The sequence below is a fragment of the Flaviramulus basaltis genome (genome assembly GCF_900114265.1).
Classification (GTDB): domain Bacteria; phylum Bacteroidota; class Bacteroidia; order Flavobacteriales; family Flavobacteriaceae; genus Flaviramulus; species Flaviramulus basaltis.
Window position 1 is genome coordinate 65,565 of sequence record NZ_FPKV01000003.1, and the last position, 22,403, is coordinate 87,967.

Genomic DNA, 22,403 nt, shown 5'->3' on the forward strand with positions numbered 1-22,403 from the left:
TGGTAACCTGTTTTTTTATAAATAAGAGTATTACATTAAAGCACAATCTACCAAATCTGCAATAATATGTATCACTAAGCCTAATGCTAATAATCTTGATTTTTTAGGAAATAAAAGAAACAAATAGAATGTAATCGCAAAAGAGGAGTGAAGCGGATGAAACCCAATACTACATCTATTTGGGTCAAAAATTGGATTTGCCAATAAGTGGTCTAAATCAATTAGCATACCAGATAGCATAATTAAAAAAGCGACCTTCCATTTGGGTTTATACCAAATTAAAGCAACTATTAATGGGATAAAAATATGGCACCCATAATGCGCTAAAGTTTGTAGCATTATTTGAGAGCTAAGGTTTGAGATTCTAAATAATTTAAAGTATTTGGACCTTCATTAAAAAGTAAATCTAAGATGCTTAAATTGGGAGTAAATCCATGTTTGTCACTAAAAACTTGGGTGTAATTATCAAACTGTTGCAACATTTCTTTTTTAGCATTTACTAAATATCTAAAGTCTGTTTTATCCTCAATTATTTTTTGGTAAGTTTCGGTTTTAGAAATATTTAAATCTAACTGTAAACAATCGCAAACAACTTCAAAGCACTTTAAGTTGAAGTCTAGAATATAATCAGCTTTTTGGGTGAATAAAGGTAAAAGTTCATCTTCATAATATTCGAAAAAAGGAGAAGTTCTGTATGCAGAAAGCAATGATTTCCAATGAATATCTTGCCAATTTTCTTCATTAAAAATTTTTACATCTCTATATTTTTGACGATTTTTTTGTGAGTGAATAACAGGAATATTTAATGCCAGTTTTCCGTTAGCCCCGTATATGTAAGCGCGATTTCTATAAGTTTGCTTTAAAAAACTATCATCCATTTCAAAGACGATTTCCTTAGCATTTATCATTGCTGCAAAATGTGCTATGTTAGGGAAGTATGTTGGATGGATTATAATGTTCATTAGTTAATTAACGTTGCCATTTTTAATTCTTCAGAAATTCCATTCACATAATCATTAATAATATTCAGTTTTTCAGCAAGCTCAAAACCTTTAAAACCGTTTATATCTTGATAATTAATATGCTTACTATAAAAGTTAAGATATTTGGTTGCCAATGGGATATAAGACCAATGCCACATTTCTAAATTATAACCTGTTCTACCATTTTCTTTATTTGTATAAACCTGGTAAAATCCATATTTACTGGCGTTTTTCACTAACCATTCATATTCTTTTTTTCCTTTGCCTTTTTTAAAGTAGGAATTGCTTAAACTGTTCAAATCCATATCAGTTCCCCAATGATGTCTTGAAGTTGTCGGCATAGAACTATATTCTAAAATTTGTTTTGCACGGTCAATAGGTTGAAGATTTTTATATTTATCCCATTTTCTCTCCCAAATAGATTTCTGTTCACTAAAATTTCTAGTTCCAGAAATAATTTTTAAATCAATACTATCTGTTTTAGCCTGATTAAACATGTTAGTAAAAGCATTATAAACCTCTTTATTTAAGTAAATAGTTTTTGAGGAATGTATAGGGTTTACCTTAACAAAAAGCTTGTTGTTTTTATAGTTGAATTTGCCTAATACTAAATCTTTATAAATAATATCATGTTGAACAGTATCTTGCGAAACAGCTTTATTTTCGAAACTGAAAATAATAGAAAAACAAATAACTATAAAACTTTTAACGCTCATAAAATGTTTAATCGTTTCTTTAAAAGTTAAATTTCGGTAAAATAATTATTCTTTTTGTAATCTTTTCCTTGACCAATATCTAATACCAAAATAAGCTATTAATAGTACGATAAAGGGCAGAAGATAAGAGGTTGCTTTTCCATTTCCACTAACAGTGGTAAAGAAACGCTCCCAACGTGGGCTTTTTCCATCCCAACTCATCCAAATAAATACAGGTTTACCAACAACATGGTTAAAAGGAACAAAGCCCCAAGCTCTTGCATCTATAGAGTTGTGACGGTTGTCTCCCATCATCCAATAATAATTTTGTTTAAAAGTATAAGTGTTAGCTACTTCTCCATTAATTAAAATTTGATTGCCTTTTACTTGTAAAGTGTTGCCTTCATATTCCGTAATAACACGTTTATAAAGCGGTAAGACTTCTAAATTGATATCAATAGTTTTTCCTTCTTCAGGAATATATAATGGACCAAAGAAATCTACATTCCAATTATAATTAGGGTCATGAGGAAAAACACCAGAATCTCTAACTCCTTTTTCTTTTATATTAGGTGTTATACTAGCAACATTAGGATGGTTTTTAAATTTAGCTAAAGCTTCATCAGAAATTGCTGAGAAATAGTAAGTATTTTGATTATTAATGATGCCAAATCCATCTGTAATATCGTAACGATCCTTTAAAAATTTCGGGTTAAATTGATTTGTTTTAGGTTGAACTAGGTAACTAAATTGTAAGTGAGCTCTATCTGGTAATTCATTTTTCACACCATTTATATAAACAAACCCATCACGTACTTCAAGCGAATCGCCAGCTATTGCAACACAACGTTTTACTAGATTGGTTTTTTTGTCTATAGGTTTATAGTAGTTTCTGTCTGGATGAAAATTATTCATATCCAGAAGTGTATCTGCTGGTTGATTGAAAACCACTATTTCATTTCTTTCTATCTTTTCAAAACCTGGAAGTCTTAAATAGGGTAATTGTAATTTGTTTTTCCAAGATTTACTGTCTTTATGATCGTCAAATAAATAGGATTTCTTTCCTAAAATAGGAATAGTATCATGTACCATTGGCGCAGCAACCGTAGTCATAGGAACTCTAGCGCCATAATTAAATTTACTTACAAACAAGAAGTCGCCAACCAATAATGATTTTTCTAACGATGATGATGGAATTGTAAACGGTTGTATAAAATAAGTGTGTACAATAGTTGCAGCTACAATTGCAAAAAGTATAGAACTTGTCCACTCTCCAGAATTTGATTTTGGGTGTATACTTCTGTCTTTAATATAATTTACATCAGCAATATAATTCAAATAAAAATTATAAAAGCCTAATGTAATGACAGCTAAAAATGTATCTAATGTTGTGTTTTTTCTAAAACTTCTAGCAGTTTCTACCCAAACAACCGCCAGCATAATAAGGTTAACGATAGGTAAAAATAATAGAATAACCCACCACCAAGGACGATTGATTATCTTCATTAAAATAACACCATTATAAACAGGAACAAAAGCTTCCCAAGCTTGTCTTCCAGCTTTAATATATAATTTCCAAGTACCTAAACCGTGAATTACTTGTATAATTAATATGAATATAAACCATTGTGTCCACGTCATAATCTTAAAATTTTATTTTTTATTAGTAGTAACAAGCATTGAAGTTGTTACATATTTAAATAGTATTAACCAATATTTAACACGTCGTTCATGGTGAAAACACCATTTTTTCCAACAATCCACTCCGCGGCAATAACTGCGCCTAAAGCAAAACCTTGTCTGTTGTGAGCAACATGTTCAATAGTAATAGTATCAACTTCGCTTTCGTAATTTATAGTATGCGTTCCAGGAACATCTTCAATACGTTTAGCCACTATAGGAATAATGGATTCTCCTTTTTCGTCTAATTTCCAATCCTTAAAATTTTCATTATTTGAAATAATATCATTGGCTAGGGAAATAGCAGTTCCGCTTGGAGCATCTAGTTTTTGAGTGTGATGAATTTCTTCCATAGAAACACTATACTGTTTTAGTGTATTCATCATTTTAGCAAGTGTTTTATTTAACTCGAAAAATATATTAACACCTAAGCTATAGTTTGATGCGTAAATAAAACCACCATTTTTTTCTTTACATAAGGCAACTGCCTTATCATAATTATCCAACCAACCAGTTGTACCAGAAATAACAGGCACATCATTATTTATACAATTAGAAATATTGTTAAAAGCCACAGTTGGGATACTAAAGTCTATGGCAACATCGGCTTTAGTAATATCATAATTACTATCACCTTTATCAATTTTTAAAACAATATCGTGTCCGCGTTTGATGGCGATTTGCTCAATAGTTTTACCCATTTTTCCGTATCCAAGTAAAGCAATTTTCATTCTAAAATTTAAAATTTAAGGTTAATCCAAGACTGCTAGAAGCATCAAATTCGTCTATCTTATAATGCGGCGCTAATGATAGATTTTCATCCACATTATATTGCATTAAATGCGCATCTACATTAGCGTCAATAATATTTAATGCATAAAGCCCAATAGTTACTAAAAGCGATATTTCTTTATTTTTTCTATAAAATTTTTGTGCGCGTTCTAAGCCTTCAATAGTTACTCTAGGAGTAGCTAATTGATTGCCTTGGCTATCTAAATAAAATTCATCATTTGTAAATCCGGCAATTCTGCTTTTATAGGCATCTCTATATCTATTGTACTCCTTATTATTAGTTACATAAAAATAAACACCTGTACCAATGGCACCATAAACTAGCGGAATTTTCCAGTATTTTTTATTGTAGGCTTGTCCTAGACCAGGTAAAATGGCAGAATAAAAAGCAGCTTTTGCTGGAGAAAGGGGGTTTATAGGTTCTCTTATTTCTATAATAGAGTCTACAACAACTTCTTCAAGAATTTGTTTTTTTTTTGAATCTTTATCTTGAGCTATCAAAGAAAAACAACACAAAAGTAATAGTATACTTGCTATTAGATATTTATTTAGCACCTTCAACTAATTTTTTAATACGATTAAAATCTTCTTCTGAATGAAATGGAATAGTGATTTTTCCTTTTCCGTTTTTAGAGACTTTAACGTCAATTTTGTGTCCAAAGTATTCTGAAAATGTGCTAATTCCTTTTTTGATGTGTTTTGGAATCTCATCATTTTCTTCATTTTTTGAAGGTACAGTACTATTTTCTGCAGAATTAAAGTTACGAACTAAACTTTCAGTTTCTCTAACAGATAGTTTTTTAGATAGTATTTTTTCATAGATATCTAATTGAATAGTTTGATCTTCAATAGTAATTAAAGCACGACCATGCCCCATAGAAATAAAACCATCACGCATACCTGTTTGAATGATAGGATCTAGTTTTAATAGGCGTAAATAGTTAGCAATAGTTGAACGTTTTTTTCCCACACGCTCACTCATTTGTTCTTGAGTAAGATTAATTTCGTCAATTAATCTTTGGTATGATAATGCAATTTCAATAGGATCTAAATCTTGACGTTGAATGTTTTCAACCAAAGCCATTTCTAACGATTCTTGGTCGTTAGCAATTCTTACATAGGCAGGAATAGTTTCTAAACCAATTAATTTAGAAGCTCTAAAACGACGCTCACCAGAAACTAATTGAAATTTATTTAGGCCTAATTTTCTAACTGTAATAGGTTGAATAATGCCTAATTCTTTAATAGAAGAAGCTAACTCGCGTAAAGATTCTTCGCTAAAATTTGTACGTGGTTGAAAAGGGTTAACCTCAATAAAATCAACATCTAACTCAACAATATTACCTATAACTTTATCGGCATTTTTATCTTGTATCGATTGAATGTCATTACTCGGGTCATTTAATAATGCAGATAAACCTCTACCTAAAGCCTGTTTTTTAGTTGCCTTAGCCATAAATTAGGAGTTTTTATTGATAATTTCTTTAGCCAAACTTAAGTAATTAGTAGCACCTTTGCTACTAGCGTCGTAATTAATGATACTCTCGCCATAACTTGGTGCTTCACTTAGTTTAACGTTACGTTGTATAATAGTATCGAAAACCATATCGTTAAAGTGCTTTTGTACTTCTTCTACCACTTGGTTAGATAATCTTAATCTTGAATCATACATGGTTAGGAGTAATCCTTCAATATCTAATTCAGGATTATGAATTTTTTGAACACTTTTAATAGTGTTTAAAAGTTTTCCTAGACCTTCTAATGCGAAATACTCACACTGTATAGGTATGATTACAGCATCAGCAGCAGTTAAGGCATTTAAGGTTAATAAACCTAGCGATGGTGCGCAATCAATTAGTATATAATCGTAATCATCTTTTATTTCTTTTAATGCTTTTTTTAGCATGTACTCCCGTTCGTCTTTATCAACAAGTTCTATTTCTATAGCAACAAGGTCAATATGTGCGGGAATAATATCTAAATTTGGTGTTTCTGTGCTTATTATAGCTTCTTTTGCTGTATTAGAATGTTCTAAAAGTTGGTATGTGCCAATTTCTACAGATTCTACATCTATACCTATTCCAGAAGTTGCATTTGCTTGAGGGTCAGCATCTATAAGTAAAACTTTTTTTTCTAAAACGCCTAGTGAAGCGGCTAAGTTAATAGAGGTAGTTGTTTTTCCAACTCCGCCTTTTTGATTAGCAATTGCAATGATTTTACCCATTAAATGATTTGGTTTTATTAACGGTAAAAATACAATTATTTATGAGGAATAAAAACGGAACTTGTTAATAAATAGCTAAACTGAAAACTCAACTAATTAATTTAATATGCTGGATTTTAAATATTTTTAATTCTTAAAATAATTTTAACATTTTTAAAAATCTTAAGTTATATATTTAAGAAATAAGAAAAAACAACATAGTCATGAAAAAAATCAATCAAATTATTATGCTTTTCTTAGTTACTGTAACTCTAAACTTTACAGCAGAAGCACAAATGAAACAAACAGCTCAAGTTGAAGGCATTACTGAATATATGCTTGATAATGGGCTAAAAGTATTATTGTTTCCAGATAATTCATCACAAACCATTACGGTTAATATTACTTATAAAGTAGGATCAAGACATGAGGGTTATGGAGAAAAAGGTATGGCGCATTTATTGGAACATATGGTTTTTAAAGGCACGCCTAATCATCCAGACATACCTAAAGAATTAACTGAGCATGGTGCAAGACCAAACGGAACAACCTATTATGACCGTACAAACTATTTTGAAGCTTTTAATGCCACAGACGAAAATTTAGAATGGGCTTTAGATTTAGAGGCAGATAGAATGGTTAACTCATATATAGCTAAGAAAGATTTAGAATCTGAATTTTCAGTAGTAAGAAATGAGTTTGAAAGTGGCGAGAATTCACCATCAAATGTATTGCGCTTAAAAGTTATTAATACAGCTTATTTGTGGCATAATTATGGTCAAGCTACAATAGGTAATCGCTCAGATATCGAGCGTGTTCCTATCGAAAATTTACAGGCTTTTTATAAAAAATATTACAGGCCAGATAATGCCGTTTTAATGGTTACAGGTAAATTTGAAAAAGAAAAGGTTTTAGAACTTATTGATAAAAAGTTTTCTGGAATTAAAAATCCAGAAATTCCACTAAATGATGTTCCAACTATAGAGCCTGCTCAAGATGGTGAAAAACGCGTTACTTTAAGTCGTGTAGGCGATTTACAAATTTTATCAGCGTTATATCATACACCAGCAGGGTCTCATGAAGATTATGCAGCTATAACAATTGCTGAAGAAATTTTAACTGATAACCCATCTGGTAGATTATACAAGGCTTTAATTGATGGAAAAAAAGCAGCAAGCATGTATTCTTATATTCCTTTTACAAAAGAGCCTAGTTTCATGTATATTAATGTTAATGTACCTTCAGATAAATCACTTTCTGAAGCTGAAAAAACAATGTTAACACTTTTAGATGATTTAAAAAATAACCCAGTTACTAAAGAGGAAGTAGATAGAGCCAAAGCTAATTTGTTAAAACAATACGATCAAATTAGTAGAAATTCAGCTTACTTAGGAACTTATATGAGTGAATTTATTGGAGCAGGAGATTGGAGGTTATCTTTAATTCAAAGAGATCGTGTTGAAAGTATGACCATTGAAAAAGTAAATGAAGCAATTCAAAGATATTTTATTAATACCAATAGAACTGTTGGAAATTTTATTCCAGCTGAGAAACCTATTCGTGTAGAAATCGAACATACCCAAGGCTTAGATGAATTAGTGAAGTCGTACAAAGGAAAAGAAGCCTTAAACGCTGGTGAAGCTTTTGATGTATCTTATGAAAATATTCAAAACAGACTAAATTCTGGAGAGCTCAACAACACACCAATTGAATATGGATTTATTCAAAAAGATAATAGAGGTGAAACTGTAACACTATCGTTTACTATTAGAAACGGTAATATTAATGACTTTATGAATAAAGGACGTATAGCAAGCTACACTTCCAGAATGTTAGATAAAGGAACCGCAAATAATACTAAACAAGACATTCAAGATAAGTTAAGTGCTATAAAATCTTCAATTCGTTTTTCAGGTTCTAATGGAAGAATTAGTGCTAATATAAATACGACAGAAGAGTATCTTATGGAAGCATTAGCATTAATGACAGACATGCTTAAAAATCCAAAATTTGACGGAGAAGAATTAGAAAAACTTAAAACACAAGATTTAGCAAGTATTGAGCAAAATAAAACAGAACCTCAATTTTTAGCAAGTAAACAATTAGGGTTGTTAAATCAAAAATATGAAAAAGGACATCCGTTACATGCAACAACTATTGAGGAAGATATTGACGAAATAAATACAGTATCATTAGAAGCTATCCAAGCTTATTATAATGATTTTTATGGTATTTCAGACAATGCCAGTTTAGTTGCTATTGGTAATATTGATGAGAAAAAGTTAAAAGATTATTTTGAAACTACTTTTGCAGATTTTAAAGTAGATAAGCCTTATGAGCTAATTAAAGATAAATATTCACTTAATATTGCAGGTAACGAAAAAATTAAAACTCCAGACAAGAAAAACGCTATTAGTATAGGTGTTATGAATTTTGAGGGAAGTCAAGTAGATGAAGATTATGCAGCTTTAGAAGTAGCGAGTTCCATATTTGGAGGAGGATTTTTAAATTCAAGAATTGCTGGTCGTTTACGCCAAAAAGATGGTGTAAGTTATGGTGCAGGAGGACGTGTAAGTGTTGATTCAAATCCAGAAGAAAAAAACTCTTCTATTTTGGTATATGCTATTTATGCTCCAGAAAATGCATCTAAAGTGCAAAAAGGTTTTAGTGAGGAAATTGCCCGATTTATTGAAGATGGTATTACTGAAGATGAGCTTAAAGTAGCTGTAAATAGTTGGGTTCAAGGCGAAAATGTCTCAAGAGCGAAAGACAACGAGCTATCAGGAGTAATTAATAATAACTTGTATTATGACAGAGATATGATGTTTTATAAAAACATTGAAGACCAAGTAACAAACTTAACTGTTGAAGATGTAAATAAAGTTATTAAAAAATACTTTAAAACCTTTGATAACTGGACTGTTGTAAATGCAGGAGATTTTGTTGAATACGATATTAACAAGGAAGAAAAGAAAGTAGATTAGTTTAAAATTTTAAATAAAAAGAGCCAATTTATATTTTATTAATTGGCTCTTTTTTGTTTTAGGCTTATTTAGACAATTAGTTGCTATTTTGATTAAGTATAAATAATAGTATATAGTTAATGTTTCTAATAATAATCTGTGGGTTTCGTTTTTTAATCTTGTACTTCTGGTATAGGAGCGAAGGGGTGGATGCCAAAGGCAGGGTATACTTCACTTGGGTAATAAAAAGTGCCACCACTAGATACCATTGAAATAGTTTTTATGGCTTTGATATTCTCTACTGGATTTCCAGGAATTAAGAAGAAATCAGCCAATTTGCCAGGAGCAATACTTCCAAGATTCTCATCCCCTAAATATTTAGCCATATCATAGGTAGCCAGTTTTACCAACTCTGCAGGTGTATAACCTAATTGTTGGTAAAGTTCTAACTCACGATGGTAGAAAAAAGCGCCTCCCAAATCTGTTCCAGGAACAATAAAGATCCCTTTCTTCTTCATCATTTTTAAGGTCTCAACAATTTTTTCAAAACCCTCACTATAAGCTTGGTCGTCTTCTGCGGAAGCAATATCTGATAAGGCCACCTTAAACCCTCGTTGGGAATTTGGAGGCATATAATCTATGAAATCTTTAGTGCCTTCCCAGACTTCCCCATTTCTAGCTTTCATCAAGACTTCGTGGATAGCTAAGGTTGGGTCGATTGCAGTCTTGTTTTTAACAAATAAATCCAAGGTTTCCTGTACCTTGGGACTATTAAGGTCTAGTGAAGGGAATCTTTTTAATGCCGTAAGACGAAGTAGGGTACGTGTGTCTTCTTCTGGTTCCAGCACCCAACCCAACATGGTTTGATTGATATGGGTCATTTCGTCAAAACCAGCTTCTAACATGTTATTAGCATTGGAGAATGCAGGCACATGACCACATACAAACATTCCATACTCATGCGCCTTTTTAACAATAGCTGGTGCCCAATCTCCATTCATAGAATTGTATAGTTTTACTCCGTAAAAGCCCATGTCGTGGTAACTTTCTACGGCTTTTAAAGCTTCTTCTTCGCTGGAAACCACAATTCCATTATTAGCACTATACTCACTCTGTCCTTCAATAAAGCCCAATCGATGAATTCTAGGTCCAGCCAAAACACCTGAATTAATCTTTTTGACTAACTCGTCCAGTACTTCATTATGATTTCCCATATCCCTAAAAGATGTAACTCCTGCCAATATATTTAGTAAAGCATCTTCATCTCCAGTATGAGCATGCATTTCATACATACCAGCTACCAAAGTGCCATTTGCACCGTCAATAACAACTTCATCTTCTCCCTTGGCATCAGGTGCTTCGATACTTTTGATAAACTCGCCATCCACTAATACTGATTAAAGTGCTGTGAGAGATAAAGTATTGGGGTCAAATATTCTTACGTTGGAAATACGCACCTTTTTTCCATAGTTATGGGCATATTTTTTTTGTAGTGTTTCAAATCTTTCAGTAGAATATTTTTCGGCATAAGCTCGAAGTTCTTTTTCTTTTACTTCAAACCCTTTGCGCACAATAACAAACGATGGACTAATAACAGCAAACAAACGTTGGTTACTATCGCTAATAAAATATGAAGGATTCAAATCGGCTCCAGATATAGCATAAGTGGTAAGGTCTAAGGTTGTTGAATCAACTTTAATAGTAGTTTTTTCCATTTCTTTAATCTGCAATCTACCTGCTGGTAACACATTTGCTGAATAATCGGATGATTTTAATAGACTACGTGCTGTAAGAATTGCTGAATAAGGACTTCCTGATTGATTCACATACCACAAAGCGTTATCTACTGTAATACTATCACTACCTGTCGCATCAGTCCATGAGGCATTAGTTCCATTTAGTGTATAATGTTCATCTATAGCATTTCCAAATGTAGAGTTTCCAGTAATATTCCATTGAACAGGAAAACCATCTATATTTAATATAATAGTTTCTTTCATAGTAGGACCTCTACCATTATTTTTATAATCATAATCTACTTGAATGGTATCTCCAAAAGTTTGGGTTTTAAGATGTCCTACAGTGGTATTGCCGAAAATGACGGAATATGTTTCATCTCCTTGATAATTGACCAATGAGGATACTTTGGGGTCTTCTTGTTTACATGAATTAAGCAACAATAAAACGAAAGGCAAGTAGAGAAATTGTATTTTCATATTTGGTTGATTTTTAGTAATGTAGGAAGATAGTAATTTATATGTTTTCTACAAAATGGATTCTTTATAGTATATCAGCAAGCATAAACAATTTGAATGTGATTTAACTAAATGAAATGAAATCGTTTTGATGCTTTGTATCTAATGTTAAGTGAAATTAGGGAAGAACTTTAATCAATCAAAATTTCTAAAATCTTAATAGCTGCATCGCTAATTTTAGTGCCAGGTCCAAAAACAGCTATGGCACCAGCATCAAATAAATATTGATAATCTTGTTTAGGTATTACGCCACCAACAATAACCATAATATCATCGCGACCATAATTTTTTAAAGCTTCAATAACTTGTGGCACTAAAGTTTTGTGCCCTGCGGCTAATGATGATACACCTAAAATATGCACATCGTTTTCTACAGCTTGTTTAGCAGCTTCTTGAGGTGTTTGAAATAATGGACCAATATCTACATCAAAACCAACATCTGCATAACCTGTAGCAACGACTTTGGCACCGCGGTCGTGACCGTCTTGTCCCATTTTGGCAATCATTATACGTGGCCTTCTACCATCTTGTTCAGCAAACTTATCTGCTAATTCTTGAGCTTTTTTAAAAGATTTGTCGTTTTTAATTTCTTTACTATACACACCAGAAAATGATTTTATTTGAGCTTTATAACGTCCAAACTCAACTTCTAAAGCATCGCTTATTTCACCAAGTGTTGCACGTTCTCGAGCAGCATCAATAGCTAAAGCTAGTAAATTTTCTTGTCCTGTACGTGCAGCATCCGTTAATTTTGATAAAGTGGTTTTTACTTTTTCTGAATTTCTGTTGGCTTTAATCTTATTTAAACTCTCAATTTGGGCGTTTCTAACGGTTTGATTATCTACTTCTAGTGTTGAAATAGGATCTTCTTGTGCAAGTCTGTATTTATTAACTCCAACAATAATATCTTGGGAAGAATCTATTCGAGCTTGTTTTTTAGCGGCAGCTTCTTCAATTCTAATTTTGGGTATTCCAGCTTCAATAGCTTTTGTCATGCCGCCAAGTTCTTCAACTTCTTCAATAAGTTTCCATGCTTTTTGAGCGATATCATGTGTGAGTTTCTCCACATAATAGCTACCTGCCCAAGGATCAACTGTTTTAGTTATTTTAGTTTCTTCTTGTAAAAATATTTGTGTATTACGTGCTATACGTGCTGAAAAATCGGTTGGTAAAGCAATAGCTTCATCTAATGCATTGGTATGTAAACTTTGCGTTCCTCCAAAAGCAGCAGCAGCAGCTTCAATAGTTGTTCTGGCTACATTATTAAATGGATCTTGTTCTGTTAAACTCCAACCAGAGGTTTGACAATGCGTACGTAAAGCTAAAGATTTTTCATTTTTAGGATTGAATTGCTTTACAATTTTCGCCCAAAGTATCCTTGCTGCTCGCATTTTGGCAATTTCCATAAAATGGTTCATGCCAATAGCCCAAAAGAAAGATAGGCGAGGAGCAAAGGTGTCAATATTCATACCTGCATATAATCCTTTTCTTATGTACTCTAGCCCGTCTGCTAAAGTGTACGCCAATTCAATATCACATGTCGCACCAGCTTCTTGCATATGGTAACCAGAAATACTAATACTGTTGAATTTAGGCATGTTTTTACTGCTAAATTCAAAAATATCTGAAATGATTTTCATTGAAGGAGTTGGTGGATAAATATAAGTATTACGCACCATAAATTCTTTTAGAATATCATTTTGAATGGTTCCTGCAAGCTGTTCGGGTTTTACACCTTGTTCTTCGGCAGCTACAATATAAAATGCCATAATAGGAAGAACGGCGCCATTCATGGTCATTGAAACCGACATTTCATCTAATGGAATTTGGTCAAAGAGTATTTTCATGTCCTCAACCGAATCAATAGCAACTCCTGCTTTTCCAACATCTCCAACTACACGTTCGTGGTCTGAATCATAACCTCTATGCGTTGCTAAATCAAAAGCGACAGAGAGGCCTTTTTGTCCTGCGGCAAGATTTCTTCTGTAAAAAGCGTTACTTTCTTCTGCAGTACTAAAACCAGCATATTGACGTATAGTCCAAGGTCTGCGAACATACATTGTGGAGTATGGTCCGCGTAAATTAGGAGCAATCCCAGCTACAAAATTTAGGTGTTCTAAACCTTCAACGTCTTTTTTTGAATAAACAGATTTAACCTCAATTCCTTCAGCGGTTAAAAATGTTTTTTCTTCTGGCTTTTGGCTTTGAGTTTCCGACTTTAGTTTAATATGTTGAAGATTTTTCCTCAAATTATTTTGCTTCTGTGTTGGTATTTGATTTTTGCGGAATTACATTGAAATCAAGATTTGCTTCATCTGGCTTGTCTAAATTCACTTTAGAAAAATCGATATCAAATAACTTGGCATAATATAAATCTAAAGCAATATATGTTGCCAAATGTTTATCGTTTAAAGCCGTTCTGTATTTAGTCATTAAAGGAGTTCCAAATAGTTTTGGAGACATACTATTGGTTGTTACAAGCGCATTAAAAGTGGTTTGTAGATTTTTATCCTGCATATTATTTGAAATACATTTAACAACCTTACTATTATAGTTTAAATGGCTTTTTGTATTGTTTGCATCCCATAAATTGACTTCATTTTTTAAAGCTTCAAAAACTTTAAGTGTGTGTGCAGAAATGATGTCTTCATATTTTATTCTACCATAAATGGAATTTCTCATTAATTGAGAATAGGATGAAACTAATGTTGCTTTTGCGTTGTTTTTGCTGTAAAAATTTAAGATGTCATCTTCAAAACTATATAATGCTTCTTGATATAGTTTTACGTTTACTCCATCACAAGTTAAAAATGCTGGTTTGTCCGCATATTTATAATCTGTAAAAGTGTTTTCTTTTTTGCAACCAAAAAAAGTAAATGCTAATAAAAAAGTAATAAGTGTAATTTTTAAGTTCATTTTAATTTTCATTTTTTAATCGTTTTTGTTCTAAATTTTCTGCTAATCGTTTTTCTATTATGGGTTCAATCAAAGTTTTTTTTTGATTTGTTTTTACAAAAGGATAAATTTCTAACTCATTTTTCATTTTGTCATTTGTATTAGGATGTATGTTAGTACCTAATAAAACTTCTTCGCCATCGTTAAATTGTTGCTGTTCTTTTGCTGCACTTTCTTTTATTTTTCGCTGAATAGTGCCTTCTTTTAATTGATTTAAAAAACCACCATTTGCTTCAATATTTTTAAATAAATCTAAAGCTTTTTCGGCTAATTGATTGGTTAAGTTTTCTATGTAGTATGAACCATCTGAAGGATTATCTACTTTATTAAAATAGCTTTCATGTTTTAAAATTAACAACTGATTTCTTGCTATGCGTTCGCCAAACTTATTGTCTTTATGATAAATAGCATCATATGGTAAATTACATATTGTATTGGCACCACCAAGTATAGCACTCATGCATTCTGTTGTGGTTCGCAACATGTTTGTATTATAATCATAAAGTGTTTTGTTGCGTTTTGTTGGTGTTGCAATAATTTGGCAATTTTTGTTGATGTTGTATTCTGATGCTAAAGTATCCCAAAGTTTGCGCAATGCTCTTAATTTGGCAATTTCAAAAAAATAATTAGTGCCTATAGAAACTTTAAAAATGGCATTAAGTTTAGATGATTTTTCATCTAGAATGTTTAAATATTCATTTGCATGAGCTAAGCCATAGGCAAGTTGCTGCACCATTGTTGCTCCAGCATTTTGATAAATAGAAGTATCAATAGTAAATGAATTTGTGATTTTTGTAATGTTTTCAAATTTTTGAAAATCTTCTTTTAAGCTGTTAAACCAATTTCCAGTTTTAGTAAGATTTTCAATGATATCTAAGTGAGTATAAATTCCTGCTTTTGCTGAAATTACTGAGAGCTTTTTTGTGAAATTTTCTGAAAGAAATTGTAATTTAAGATGAAGAGTAATTTTATCTAAATCTATATTTTTAATTAAATTTTCAATAGAAATGTCTTCTGTTGGAATAATAAATTGAATGCTTTCTGCACCTCTTTCAATTGCGTTAATAGCTTTTAAATTCGATTTTTCTACATCAGCAACAAAAATAGATTGACAAATTTTCCACTGTGTTGCTTTTGTATTCGAAATTTCTGGTAATTCATTAAAATCATCTGAGTGGTAAAAAGGTTTAACAGAAATATCTTCATTAGTTTTCCAAACTAGAGTATCGTTATAATCAGCTCCTTTTAAATCAAATTGAATTTTTTGTTTCCACTGTTTTGAAGAAACCGAATTAAATTCACTAAACAACTTGGTACTCATGCTTATTCAGTTTTTAAACTATCTTCATATTCAATAATATAAATTTCTTCGTTTTCACGCTTCATGTAATATTCCTCTCTAGCAAATTTTTCTAAACCTTCTTCTGTACTTAATTCTTTTATAGCTTTTTTGTCTTTTTGAATTTCTTTTTTGTAATACTCTTTTTCGTTTTCTAAATCTTCAATATCCGTATTTAATTCATGATGAATTAACCAGGAATTAGCATCAAAAAAAAGCATCCAAACAGCAAATCCAACCAGGAAAAGGACGAATATGTTTTTGAATGGTTTAAAATATTTATGCTTGAAAAAAGACATTTTAAAGTTTATCGTTTATTATTGTTTTTACAATATCTATAGCTACAGTGTTGTAATGGTTGTTAGGAATTATAATATCTGCATACTCTTTTGTGGGTTCTATAAACTGATTGTGCATTGGTTTTAACGTTGTTTTGTATCTGTTAAGAACCTCATCTAAATCTCTTCCACGATCTGTAATGTCACGTTTTAAGCGTCTTATTAAGCGTTCATCACTATCTGCATGTACAAATATTTTAATATCAAACATTTTTCTTAATTCAGGATTTGTAAGAATTAAGATACCTTCAACAATCATTACTTTTCTTGGATGTGTTAAAATAGTATCACCAGTTCTATTATGTTTAACGAAAGAATACACAGGTTGGTGTATTGGTTTTCCTTTTTTTAATTCTTTTAAATGTTTAACTAAAAGATCAAAATCTATAGATCTTGGGTGATCAAAGTTTATTTTTACACGTTCTTCATAGCTAAGATGTGTAGTATCTGTGTAATAAGAATCTTGGGAGATAATACCAACTTCACCTTCAGGTAGTTCATTTATAATTTGGTTGACAACTGTTGTTTTACCACAACCTGTACCACCTGCAATTCCTATTATAAGCATGATTTTTTGTTTAATTAACGTTGTGCAAAGTTAGTTAAATGTTAATCATTTATAATTAAATTATCTATTTTTTGATATTTGAAACCTCTTGTTCTGTGACTATTTTGTCATTTTTATTACCCCAACTATTTGTAATGTAATTCATAACGTCGGCAATTTCATCATCACCCAAACCTAACGGTGCCATATAACCATTGTAGGTTTTTTTATTTACAACAATTTCACCTTTTTGTCCATACTTGATGCCTTTTATGCTGGCTTCACGGTTTTCCATTAAATAATCGGATTTTGCCAACGGTGGAAATGTATTTTCAACACCTTTTCCAGTTGGCATGTGGCATGTAATACAGAAATCTGTGTAAATTTCGCTACCTCTTTCTATACTCAGTTTTAAAGAGTCGGTTTGAGAAAAAGCCTCTGTATTAGAGTTTAATAAAAAAAAGAATATTATTGCTGCAATTCTAGTTGCTATCAATTTCATTTTAATTAATTTTATTTATTTGGAACAATTTTAACAATCCCTTTTCCTTCAATAGCTACATAAATATAGCCATCAGGACCTTGAATTACATTTCTAACACGACCTAAACCTTCTAATAATTTTTCGCGTTTTACAACTTTGTTGTTTTTTAATTCTAATCGCTCTAAATACGAGAATTTTAATGAACCAACCAATATATTACCTTTCCAATTTGGGTATATATTAGATGTAACAAAAGCCATACCGCTTGGAGCGATTGATGGAACCCAATAAAAAAGTGGTTGTTCCATGCCTTCCTTTTCTGTTATATCTGTAAAAGAGGTGCCGCTATAATTTATTCCATATGAAATTACTGGCCAACCATAATTCTTTCCTTTTTCTATAATATTAATCTCATCTCCTCCTTGTGGACCGTGTTCGTTAACCCAAATGGCTCCTGTATAAGGGTTTTTTGCCATGCCTTGGGGGTTTCTGTGGCCATAACTAAAAATAGCTGGTTTCGCATTTTTATTATTTACAAATGGGTTATCAGTAGGGATGCTTCCATCGTCATTTAATCTGTAGATTTTACCGCCATCGCGAGTTATATCTTGCGGATTTATATCGCGCTCACCGCGTTCGCCAGCAGAGAAGTAAAGGTATCCATCATCATCAAATTCTATACGAGAACCAAAATGTTGCCCCTTTTTTGTGTTAGGTGTGGCCTTGTATAGTAATTGTTTTTCAACAAGTGTATTACCATTTAATTTAGCTCTAATTAATGCGGTGTTTCCCCCATCTTCATCTCCTTCAGATGAGCTGAAGGTGATGTAAATCCAACCGGTTTTTTCGTATTCTGGATGAAGCTTTATATCTAATAATCCGCCTTGACCTCTAACATATACTTCTGGAGCACCATCAATAATTGTTTTTTTACCATCTTTAAAATGAATTAATTCTCCAGTTTTTTCTGTAATTAGCATGCTGCCATCAGGAAGAAATGTCATTCCCCAAGGAATATTTATATCTGGAACTACCAATTCGGTTGTGTAATCTATATTAGTAGGCTCTTCGGCTTTAACCTCAGATGCTGCTTGTTGTGCACAAGCATTAAAAGTGATAAAAAGGAATGACAGTAATGAATGGATGTATTTCATTTTTTTATATATGGTTTACATTAAAAAATATAATTAATATTTATTCCTGTATAATAATTTACAGGGTTTCCAGGATAATAATATCTAGGTGCACTACCACCAAAACCTGAAGTATTTATCAGAATTTGAGATGCATAGTGTTCATCAAAGATATTATTTAAGCCTAAGAAAGCATTTAATTTTAGCTTTTTATTAAGATTTATTTTATAACCAATTTTTAAGTTGGTAAGGTTGTAGCTTGAAGAATACAAACTATTACTATCTGTTATTGGCATTTCACCTATATATTGATAATTAATGTTTCCATAAAAGCCTATTGCCATATCAAAATCAATTCCTGCATTAAAAACATTAGATGGAACTCCGGTTAAATCATTTCTAGAATAGTCTTCTGTATCATCAATAAATTTTTTAAAAGTGAAATTATTTAACGTGTAGTTTATAAAAGAGCTAATTGATACGGATTCTTTTGAAACCCATTTGTAATTTAAATCTAGTTCTAATCCATTATGTTGTGTTTTGCCAGCATTAACACCAATATATTGGTCTTCGTCCACTCTACGAGAAACCAAAAGATTTTTAATATTTAGTTGATAAACGGAAGCGCTAAATTGTAAACGATTGTTTAAAATAGATCCTCGTGTACCTATTTCAAAATTCCAACCAGTTTCTGGTTTTAAGCCAGTATTTATTTGCCCATCTGGAAGTAGAGTTTCTTCAAGTGAAATAGGTGAAAAACCATGGCTTACATTAGAGTAAACACTTAAGTCTTTTGAAATTAAATGTGATATTCCAAATTTTGGCGAGATTATGTTTTTAAATTTAAAATCACCTGATTGGTCTGGATTTGAATCTGAAACCGGAAAATTATCATTTAATTTATAGGATGTTTTGTTTAAATTTAAACCAATAGAAATAGTTGTTTTTTCTGAAAATTCATAATTTACTTCAGCAAAAACATTGTAGTAATCTCTGTTTTCTTTAAAATCTGATAGTCTGTTGCCTTCAACACTCCCTGTGCCAGAAGTGAAATCTTCATATAAATTTTCAAAAGTTCCGTAATTATAAGTGTCCTTAAAAAACTCAGCTCCTAAAGTCCATTCAAGATTGTTTTTAAATAATTTAAATTTTCCTAATAATCGACTTCTTAAACCTATAGCAAAGGTTTTTTCTTTTAGTATATTAAAAGGTCGTGGTTCGTATGCATTTCTAAATGAAGTGAAAATACTAGTTGCTTGTTTTAAAGTAGTATTGTATTCGTGGTTCCAAGAAACCCCAAAAATACCTCGTTGAGAATCTTCGTAACCTTTTGCTTGTTTCCATGTAAATGCTGCTGATTTTGGATTTGTTAAATAAGTATTTTCATCAATTGAACTTGGTATGAATGCTTTTAAATCAACATAACTACCTAAAAAAGATAATTCATCTTTATCACTTAAAAAATGATTTGATGTTAGAGTAATAGTTTGCCTATCATATTCATTATTTTCACGATAACCATCACTATGTGTATTACTGTAAACAGCTCTGAGACTATTTTTTGTTGTACCATGATTTACGTTTATAATACCTTTAATAAGACCAAAAGAACCAATAGATAATTCACTATTAAGATTGAAGTTTTTTAAATATGCATTTTGAGGTGTTAAATGAATAGTACCGCCTAAACCAGCGCCATAAATACTTGAAGCAGCACCTTTAATAATTTCGAAACGTGATATTGAGGCTAATTCGAAATCTTCAATTGTGGAAGATCCACTGCCATTAGTTAATGGAATATCTTTAAAATAAGCTCTAATTTTTGAAGTTCCAAAAAGATTTCTTGAGCCAATACCTCTTATTGTAATCCGGTTTGTGTTAAGTGCACCACTTTGCATAAATACACCTGGTGTTCTATTTAAAATGGGAGCGAAGTCTGTATTGTTTGAGCGTTGAATATCTTTATAAGAAATAATACTTATAGAAGCACTTGCTTTTTTTAGTTTTTTAGGAATGTGATTTGCGTTTATAACAATTTCATTTAATTCAGAAGGGTTAATGCTAAGTTGTATGATGTAATACTGGTTTACTTCAAGTTCTATAATTTTTTCAAAATACCCTTCTTTTTTAAATGAGTAAGTACCAGAAATATTAATTTCAAAAGTGCCATCTATATTTGATGTTATAATCGAATTAGTTTCTGCATTCTTTATTATAGAAAGCGCTAAGGGTGTAAAGTTATCATTGTCTACTATTTTACCTTTGATATTTGACTGACTGTAACTACAGTACGTCGTTTGAATAATTAAAAAAATTAAAAGGCTTTTTTTTATAAAATGCATTCAGGCTCATTCAAAATTAATAGATGCTAAATTATTGATTTTTATACAAAAAATATTTTTAAAAATTATAATTGTTAAATGAATAAAAAAAGTATATTTGCATCCCGTTACAGATAACCAGAATCGGGGTGTAGCGTAGCCCGGTTATCGCGCCGCGTTTGGGACGCGGAGGTCGCAGGTTCGAATCCTGCCACCCCGACTTTTTAACAAATCAATAAGTAACAAAAACTTGGTAATCGTATGATTATCAAGTTTTTGTGGTTTTAGGGCTATCATTTAATTTGAATTGGTTTGGTCAAAAATGTGACCAATTCGGTTACCAAGTCTTAAAACGTATAAAAAAGGTAACCGAATACTTTGATTTGACTTTTGTTTTTAATGTTCAATCTTAAAAACAAAACGTATGAAAAACACAAACACCTTCAGTATTCTGTTCTGGTTAAAACTAGCCAATGCCAAGAACGGAAAAGCACCCCTTTATGCCCGAATTACAGTGAATGGAAAACGTGCAGAATTATCACTAAAAAGAAAACTCCTTGTATCCAATTGGGATGCCAACAAAAACAGGTTAAAGGGACTGAGTGACGTGACCAAGATATTCAACAATTATCTGGAGCAGGTACATTCTGAACTTTTTGAAAGCTATCAAGAGCTTAAGGATAAAAACCAATTGGTAACAGCACAGTTGATCAAATCATCATTTCTGGATAATGGCATAAGCAACCATGCATTATCAGACATTATAGACTATCATAATGAGCATATGAAGTCCACATTACGATGGGGAACACAGAAGAACTATTTTACGACCCATAAATACCTTTATCTTTTTCTAAAGCAAAAGCACAAAACAACGGATATGTTTTTATCCCAATTAAGCTATAAGTTCATCATTGATTTTGAACGCTATTTAAGACACCAAAAATCCATGGGCAACAACACGGTCATGAAGCATATAGAACGATTGAGAAAAATGGTCAGTCTAGCTTATAAGATGGAATGGATAGAAAAGGACCCATTCATAAAGTTTGAGGCCAAGTACGAAAGAAAGGAAAGAACGTTTTTAACAACAAATGAGTTACAAACCATAGAGGATAAACAGTTTGACATTCCAAGATTGCAACTCATAAAAGATTTGTTTGTTTTTAGTTGTTATACTGGGCTGTCCTATGGTGATGTTATGGGTTTGACCAGAGATAATCTGTGTATAGGCATAGATGGAAAACAATGGATATATTCACAAAGGGAAAAGACCAGTGTTCCAGTGAAAATCCCATTGTTATCAAAAGCATTAGGCATTATAGCAAAATATAAAACACATCCCAATTCCATAAATAAGGAAACTCTGTTCCCAACCATATCAAACCAGAAGTTGAATTCCTATTTAAAGGAAATAGCGGATGTTTGCAGGATAAGAAAGAACCTCACATTCCATATAGCAAGACACACATTCGCTACCACGGTAACCCTGAGCAATGGTGTACCTATTGAAACTGTATCAAAGCTTTTGGGACATAGAAAAATCACAACTACCCAGATATATGCAAAAGTGATTGAAAGAAAGGTGAGTGAGGATATGGAAAGATTGGAAAAATGTTTTTGAAGAACAAACCAAGAGAAAAATGGCTAGAGAAGTATTTGTACTATAATGTTCTGCTTTATGTAACTTGAGCTTTGGTTAAAAGCGAAAGTTC

At 31.7% G+C, this 22,403-nt stretch carries 20 protein-coding genes and 1 tRNA gene; 3 read left to right on the forward strand and 18 right to left on the reverse strand.

Going from position 1 to position 22,403, the window contains the following annotated elements:
* Positions 1 to 30 precede the first annotated feature (30 nt).
* From BT151_RS12640 to BT151_RS12675, 8 genes are all read right to left on the reverse strand, one after another.
* Positions 31 to 339 (reverse strand): DUF6122 family protein, encoded by a 309-nt coding sequence (locus tag BT151_RS12640; RefSeq protein WP_072402715.1) that lies wholly within the window; start codon positions 337 to 339, stop codon positions 31 to 33.
* Entirely contained in the window at positions 339 to 962 is a 624-nt protein-coding gene (locus tag BT151_RS12645) for a WbqC family protein (RefSeq protein ID WP_072402716.1), read from the reverse strand. Before BT151_RS12645 ends, BT151_RS12640 begins: the two co-directional genes overlap by 1 nt.
* Positions 962 to 1,699: a M15 family metallopeptidase gene (locus BT151_RS12650; protein WP_072402717.1), complete on the reverse strand. Its 738-nt coding sequence runs from the start codon at positions 1,697 to 1,699 to the stop codon at positions 962 to 964. The genes BT151_RS12645 and BT151_RS12650 overlap by 1 nt, the downstream gene beginning before the upstream one ends.
* Positions 1,700 to 1,744: 45 nt before the next feature.
* Positions 1,745 to 3,319, reverse strand: a complete 1,575-nt coding sequence (lepB, locus tag BT151_RS12655) for a signal peptidase I (RefSeq protein ID WP_072402718.1) — start codon at positions 3,317 to 3,319, stop codon at positions 1,745 to 1,747.
* A 65-nt stretch (positions 3,320 to 3,384) separates the two neighbouring features.
* The gene (dapB, locus tag BT151_RS12660) at positions 3,385 to 4,089 is read right to left on the reverse strand and encodes a 4-hydroxy-tetrahydrodipicolinate reductase (protein WP_072402719.1); all 705 of its coding nucleotides are present in this window, start codon (positions 4,087 to 4,089) and stop codon (positions 3,385 to 3,387) included.
* A gap of 1 nt (position 4,090) precedes the next feature.
* Positions 4,091 to 4,705: a DUF5683 domain-containing protein gene (locus tag BT151_RS12665; RefSeq protein WP_072402720.1), complete on the reverse strand. Its 615-nt coding sequence runs from the start codon at positions 4,703 to 4,705 to the stop codon at positions 4,091 to 4,093.
* Positions 4,695 to 5,606, reverse strand: coding sequence for a ParB/RepB/Spo0J family partition protein (locus tag BT151_RS12670; protein ID WP_072402721.1), 912 nt, complete (start codon positions 5,604 to 5,606; stop codon positions 4,695 to 4,697). The genes BT151_RS12665 and BT151_RS12670 overlap by 11 nt, the downstream gene beginning before the upstream one ends.
* 3 nt (positions 5,607 to 5,609) lie before the next feature.
* Positions 5,610 to 6,374, reverse strand: coding sequence for a ParA family protein (locus BT151_RS12675; RefSeq protein WP_072402722.1), 765 nt, complete (start codon positions 6,372 to 6,374; stop codon positions 5,610 to 5,612).
* A 203-nt stretch (positions 6,375 to 6,577) separates the two neighbouring features.
* On the opposite strand from BT151_RS12675, the gene BT151_RS12680 reads away from it, so the two are divergent.
* Positions 6,578 to 9,337: a M16 family metallopeptidase gene (locus BT151_RS12680; protein ID WP_072402723.1), complete on the forward strand. Its 2,760-nt coding sequence runs from the start codon at positions 6,578 to 6,580 to the stop codon at positions 9,335 to 9,337.
* A gap of 152 nt (positions 9,338 to 9,489) precedes the next feature.
* Here the strand turns inward: BT151_RS12680 and BT151_RS18835 are convergent, their stop codons facing one another.
* The 10 genes from BT151_RS18835 to BT151_RS12725 form a co-directional block, all read right to left on the reverse strand.
* Positions 9,490 to 10,704, reverse strand: a complete 1,215-nt coding sequence (locus tag BT151_RS18835; protein WP_245794838.1) for an amidohydrolase family protein — start codon at positions 10,702 to 10,704, stop codon at positions 9,490 to 9,492.
* 9 nt (positions 10,705 to 10,713) lie between these two features.
* Complete coding sequence (locus BT151_RS18840) at positions 10,714 to 11,532, reverse strand: hypothetical protein (protein ID WP_245794840.1); 819 nt, start codon at positions 11,530 to 11,532, stop codon at positions 10,714 to 10,716.
* A 170-nt stretch (positions 11,533 to 11,702) separates the two neighbouring features.
* Positions 11,703 to 13,820: a methylmalonyl-CoA mutase gene (gene scpA, locus BT151_RS12690; RefSeq protein ID WP_072402724.1), complete on the reverse strand. Its 2,118-nt coding sequence runs from the start codon at positions 13,818 to 13,820 to the stop codon at positions 11,703 to 11,705.
* A gap of 1 nt (position 13,821) precedes the next feature.
* Positions 13,822 to 14,499 carry a hypothetical protein gene (locus tag BT151_RS12695; protein ID WP_072402725.1) on the reverse strand — a complete coding sequence of 226 codons (678 nt, stop codon included), beginning with the start codon at positions 14,497 to 14,499 and terminating at the stop codon, positions 13,822 to 13,824.
* Positions 14,489 to 15,847: a methylmalonyl-CoA mutase subunit beta gene (locus BT151_RS12700; protein ID WP_072402726.1), complete on the reverse strand. Its 1,359-nt coding sequence runs from the start codon at positions 15,845 to 15,847 to the stop codon at positions 14,489 to 14,491. Before BT151_RS12700 ends, BT151_RS12695 begins: the two co-directional genes overlap by 11 nt.
* A 2-nt stretch (positions 15,848 to 15,849) precedes the next feature.
* Positions 15,850 to 16,164, reverse strand: a complete 315-nt coding sequence (locus tag BT151_RS12705) for an FtsB family cell division protein (RefSeq protein WP_072402727.1) — start codon at positions 16,162 to 16,164, stop codon at positions 15,850 to 15,852.
* 1 nt (position 16,165) lies between these two features.
* A complete protein-coding gene (gene udk / locus BT151_RS12710) occupies positions 16,166 to 16,771 on the reverse strand; it encodes a uridine kinase (protein ID WP_072402728.1) in 606 nt (201 codons plus the stop codon).
* A 64-nt stretch (positions 16,772 to 16,835) separates the two neighbouring features.
* Positions 16,836 to 17,252, reverse strand: a complete 417-nt coding sequence (locus tag BT151_RS12715; protein WP_143144306.1) for a c-type cytochrome — start codon at positions 17,250 to 17,252, stop codon at positions 16,836 to 16,838.
* Between the two features lie 11 nt (positions 17,253 to 17,263).
* Positions 17,264 to 18,388, reverse strand: a complete 1,125-nt coding sequence (locus BT151_RS12720; protein WP_072402729.1) for a PQQ-dependent sugar dehydrogenase — start codon at positions 18,386 to 18,388, stop codon at positions 17,264 to 17,266.
* A gap of 20 nt (positions 18,389 to 18,408) precedes the next feature.
* Complete coding sequence (locus tag BT151_RS12725) at positions 18,409 to 20,709, reverse strand: TonB-dependent receptor family protein (protein WP_245794842.1); 2,301 nt, start codon at positions 20,707 to 20,709, stop codon at positions 18,409 to 18,411.
* A 124-nt stretch (positions 20,710 to 20,833) separates the two neighbouring features.
* Between BT151_RS12725 and BT151_RS12730 the strand changes: the two genes are divergently transcribed.
* Together BT151_RS12730 and BT151_RS12735 are read left to right on the forward strand one after the other, a co-directional pair.
* Positions 20,834 to 20,908, forward strand: a tRNA-Pro gene (locus BT151_RS12730).
* 204 nt (positions 20,909 to 21,112) lie between these two features.
* Positions 21,113 to 22,312 (forward strand): site-specific integrase, encoded by a 1,200-nt coding sequence (locus tag BT151_RS12735; RefSeq protein ID WP_072402730.1) that lies wholly within the window; start codon positions 21,113 to 21,115, stop codon positions 22,310 to 22,312.
* The last annotated feature ends 91 nt before the right edge of the window (positions 22,313 to 22,403 follow it).

Coding starts and splice junctions, on each gene's coding strand:
- BT151_RS12735 (WP_072402730.1), top strand. CDS start 21,113: ATGAAAAACACAAACACCTTCAGTATTCTGTTCTGGTTAAAACTAGCC.
- BT151_RS12725 (WP_245794842.1), bottom strand. CDS start 20,709: ATGCATTTTATAAAAAAAAGCCTTTTAATTTTTTTAATTATTCAAACG.
- BT151_RS12715 (WP_143144306.1), bottom strand. CDS start 17,252: ATGAAATTGATAGCAACTAGAATTGCAGCAATAATATTCTTTTTTTTA.
- BT151_RS12705 (WP_072402727.1), bottom strand. CDS start 16,164: ATGTCTTTTTTCAAGCATAAATATTTTAAACCATTCAAAAACATATTC.
- BT151_RS12675 (WP_072402722.1), bottom strand. CDS start 6,374: ATGGGTAAAATCATTGCAATTGCTAATCAAAAAGGCGGAGTTGGAAAA.
- BT151_RS12680 (WP_072402723.1), top strand. CDS start 6,578: ATGAAAAAAATCAATCAAATTATTATGCTTTTCTTAGTTACTGTAACT.
- BT151_RS12670 (WP_072402721.1), bottom strand. CDS start 5,606: ATGGCTAAGGCAACTAAAAAACAGGCTTTAGGTAGAGGTTTATCTGCA.
- lepB (WP_072402718.1), bottom strand. CDS start 3,319: ATGACGTGGACACAATGGTTTATATTCATATTAATTATACAAGTAATT.
- BT151_RS12640 (WP_072402715.1), bottom strand. CDS start 339: ATGCTACAAACTTTAGCGCATTATGGGTGCCATATTTTTATCCCATTA.
- BT151_RS12695 (WP_072402725.1), bottom strand. CDS start 14,499: ATGAAAATTAAAATGAACTTAAAAATTACACTTATTACTTTTTTATTA.
- BT151_RS18840 (WP_245794840.1), bottom strand. CDS start 11,532: ATGAAAATACAATTTCTCTACTTGCCTTTCGTTTTATTGTTGCTTAAT.
- BT151_RS12700 (WP_072402726.1), bottom strand. CDS start 15,847: ATGAGTACCAAGTTGTTTAGTGAATTTAATTCGGTTTCTTCAAAACAG.
- udk (WP_072402728.1), bottom strand. CDS start 16,771: ATGCTTATAATAGGAATTGCAGGTGGTACAGGTTGTGGTAAAACAACA.
- BT151_RS12650 (WP_072402717.1), bottom strand. CDS start 1,699: ATGAGCGTTAAAAGTTTTATAGTTATTTGTTTTTCTATTATTTTCAGT.
- BT151_RS12645 (WP_072402716.1), bottom strand. CDS start 962: ATGAACATTATAATCCATCCAACATACTTCCCTAACATAGCACATTTT.
- BT151_RS12720 (WP_072402729.1), bottom strand. CDS start 18,388: ATGAAATACATCCATTCATTACTGTCATTCCTTTTTATCACTTTTAAT.
- dapB (WP_072402719.1), bottom strand. CDS start 4,089: ATGAAAATTGCTTTACTTGGATACGGAAAAATGGGTAAAACTATTGAG.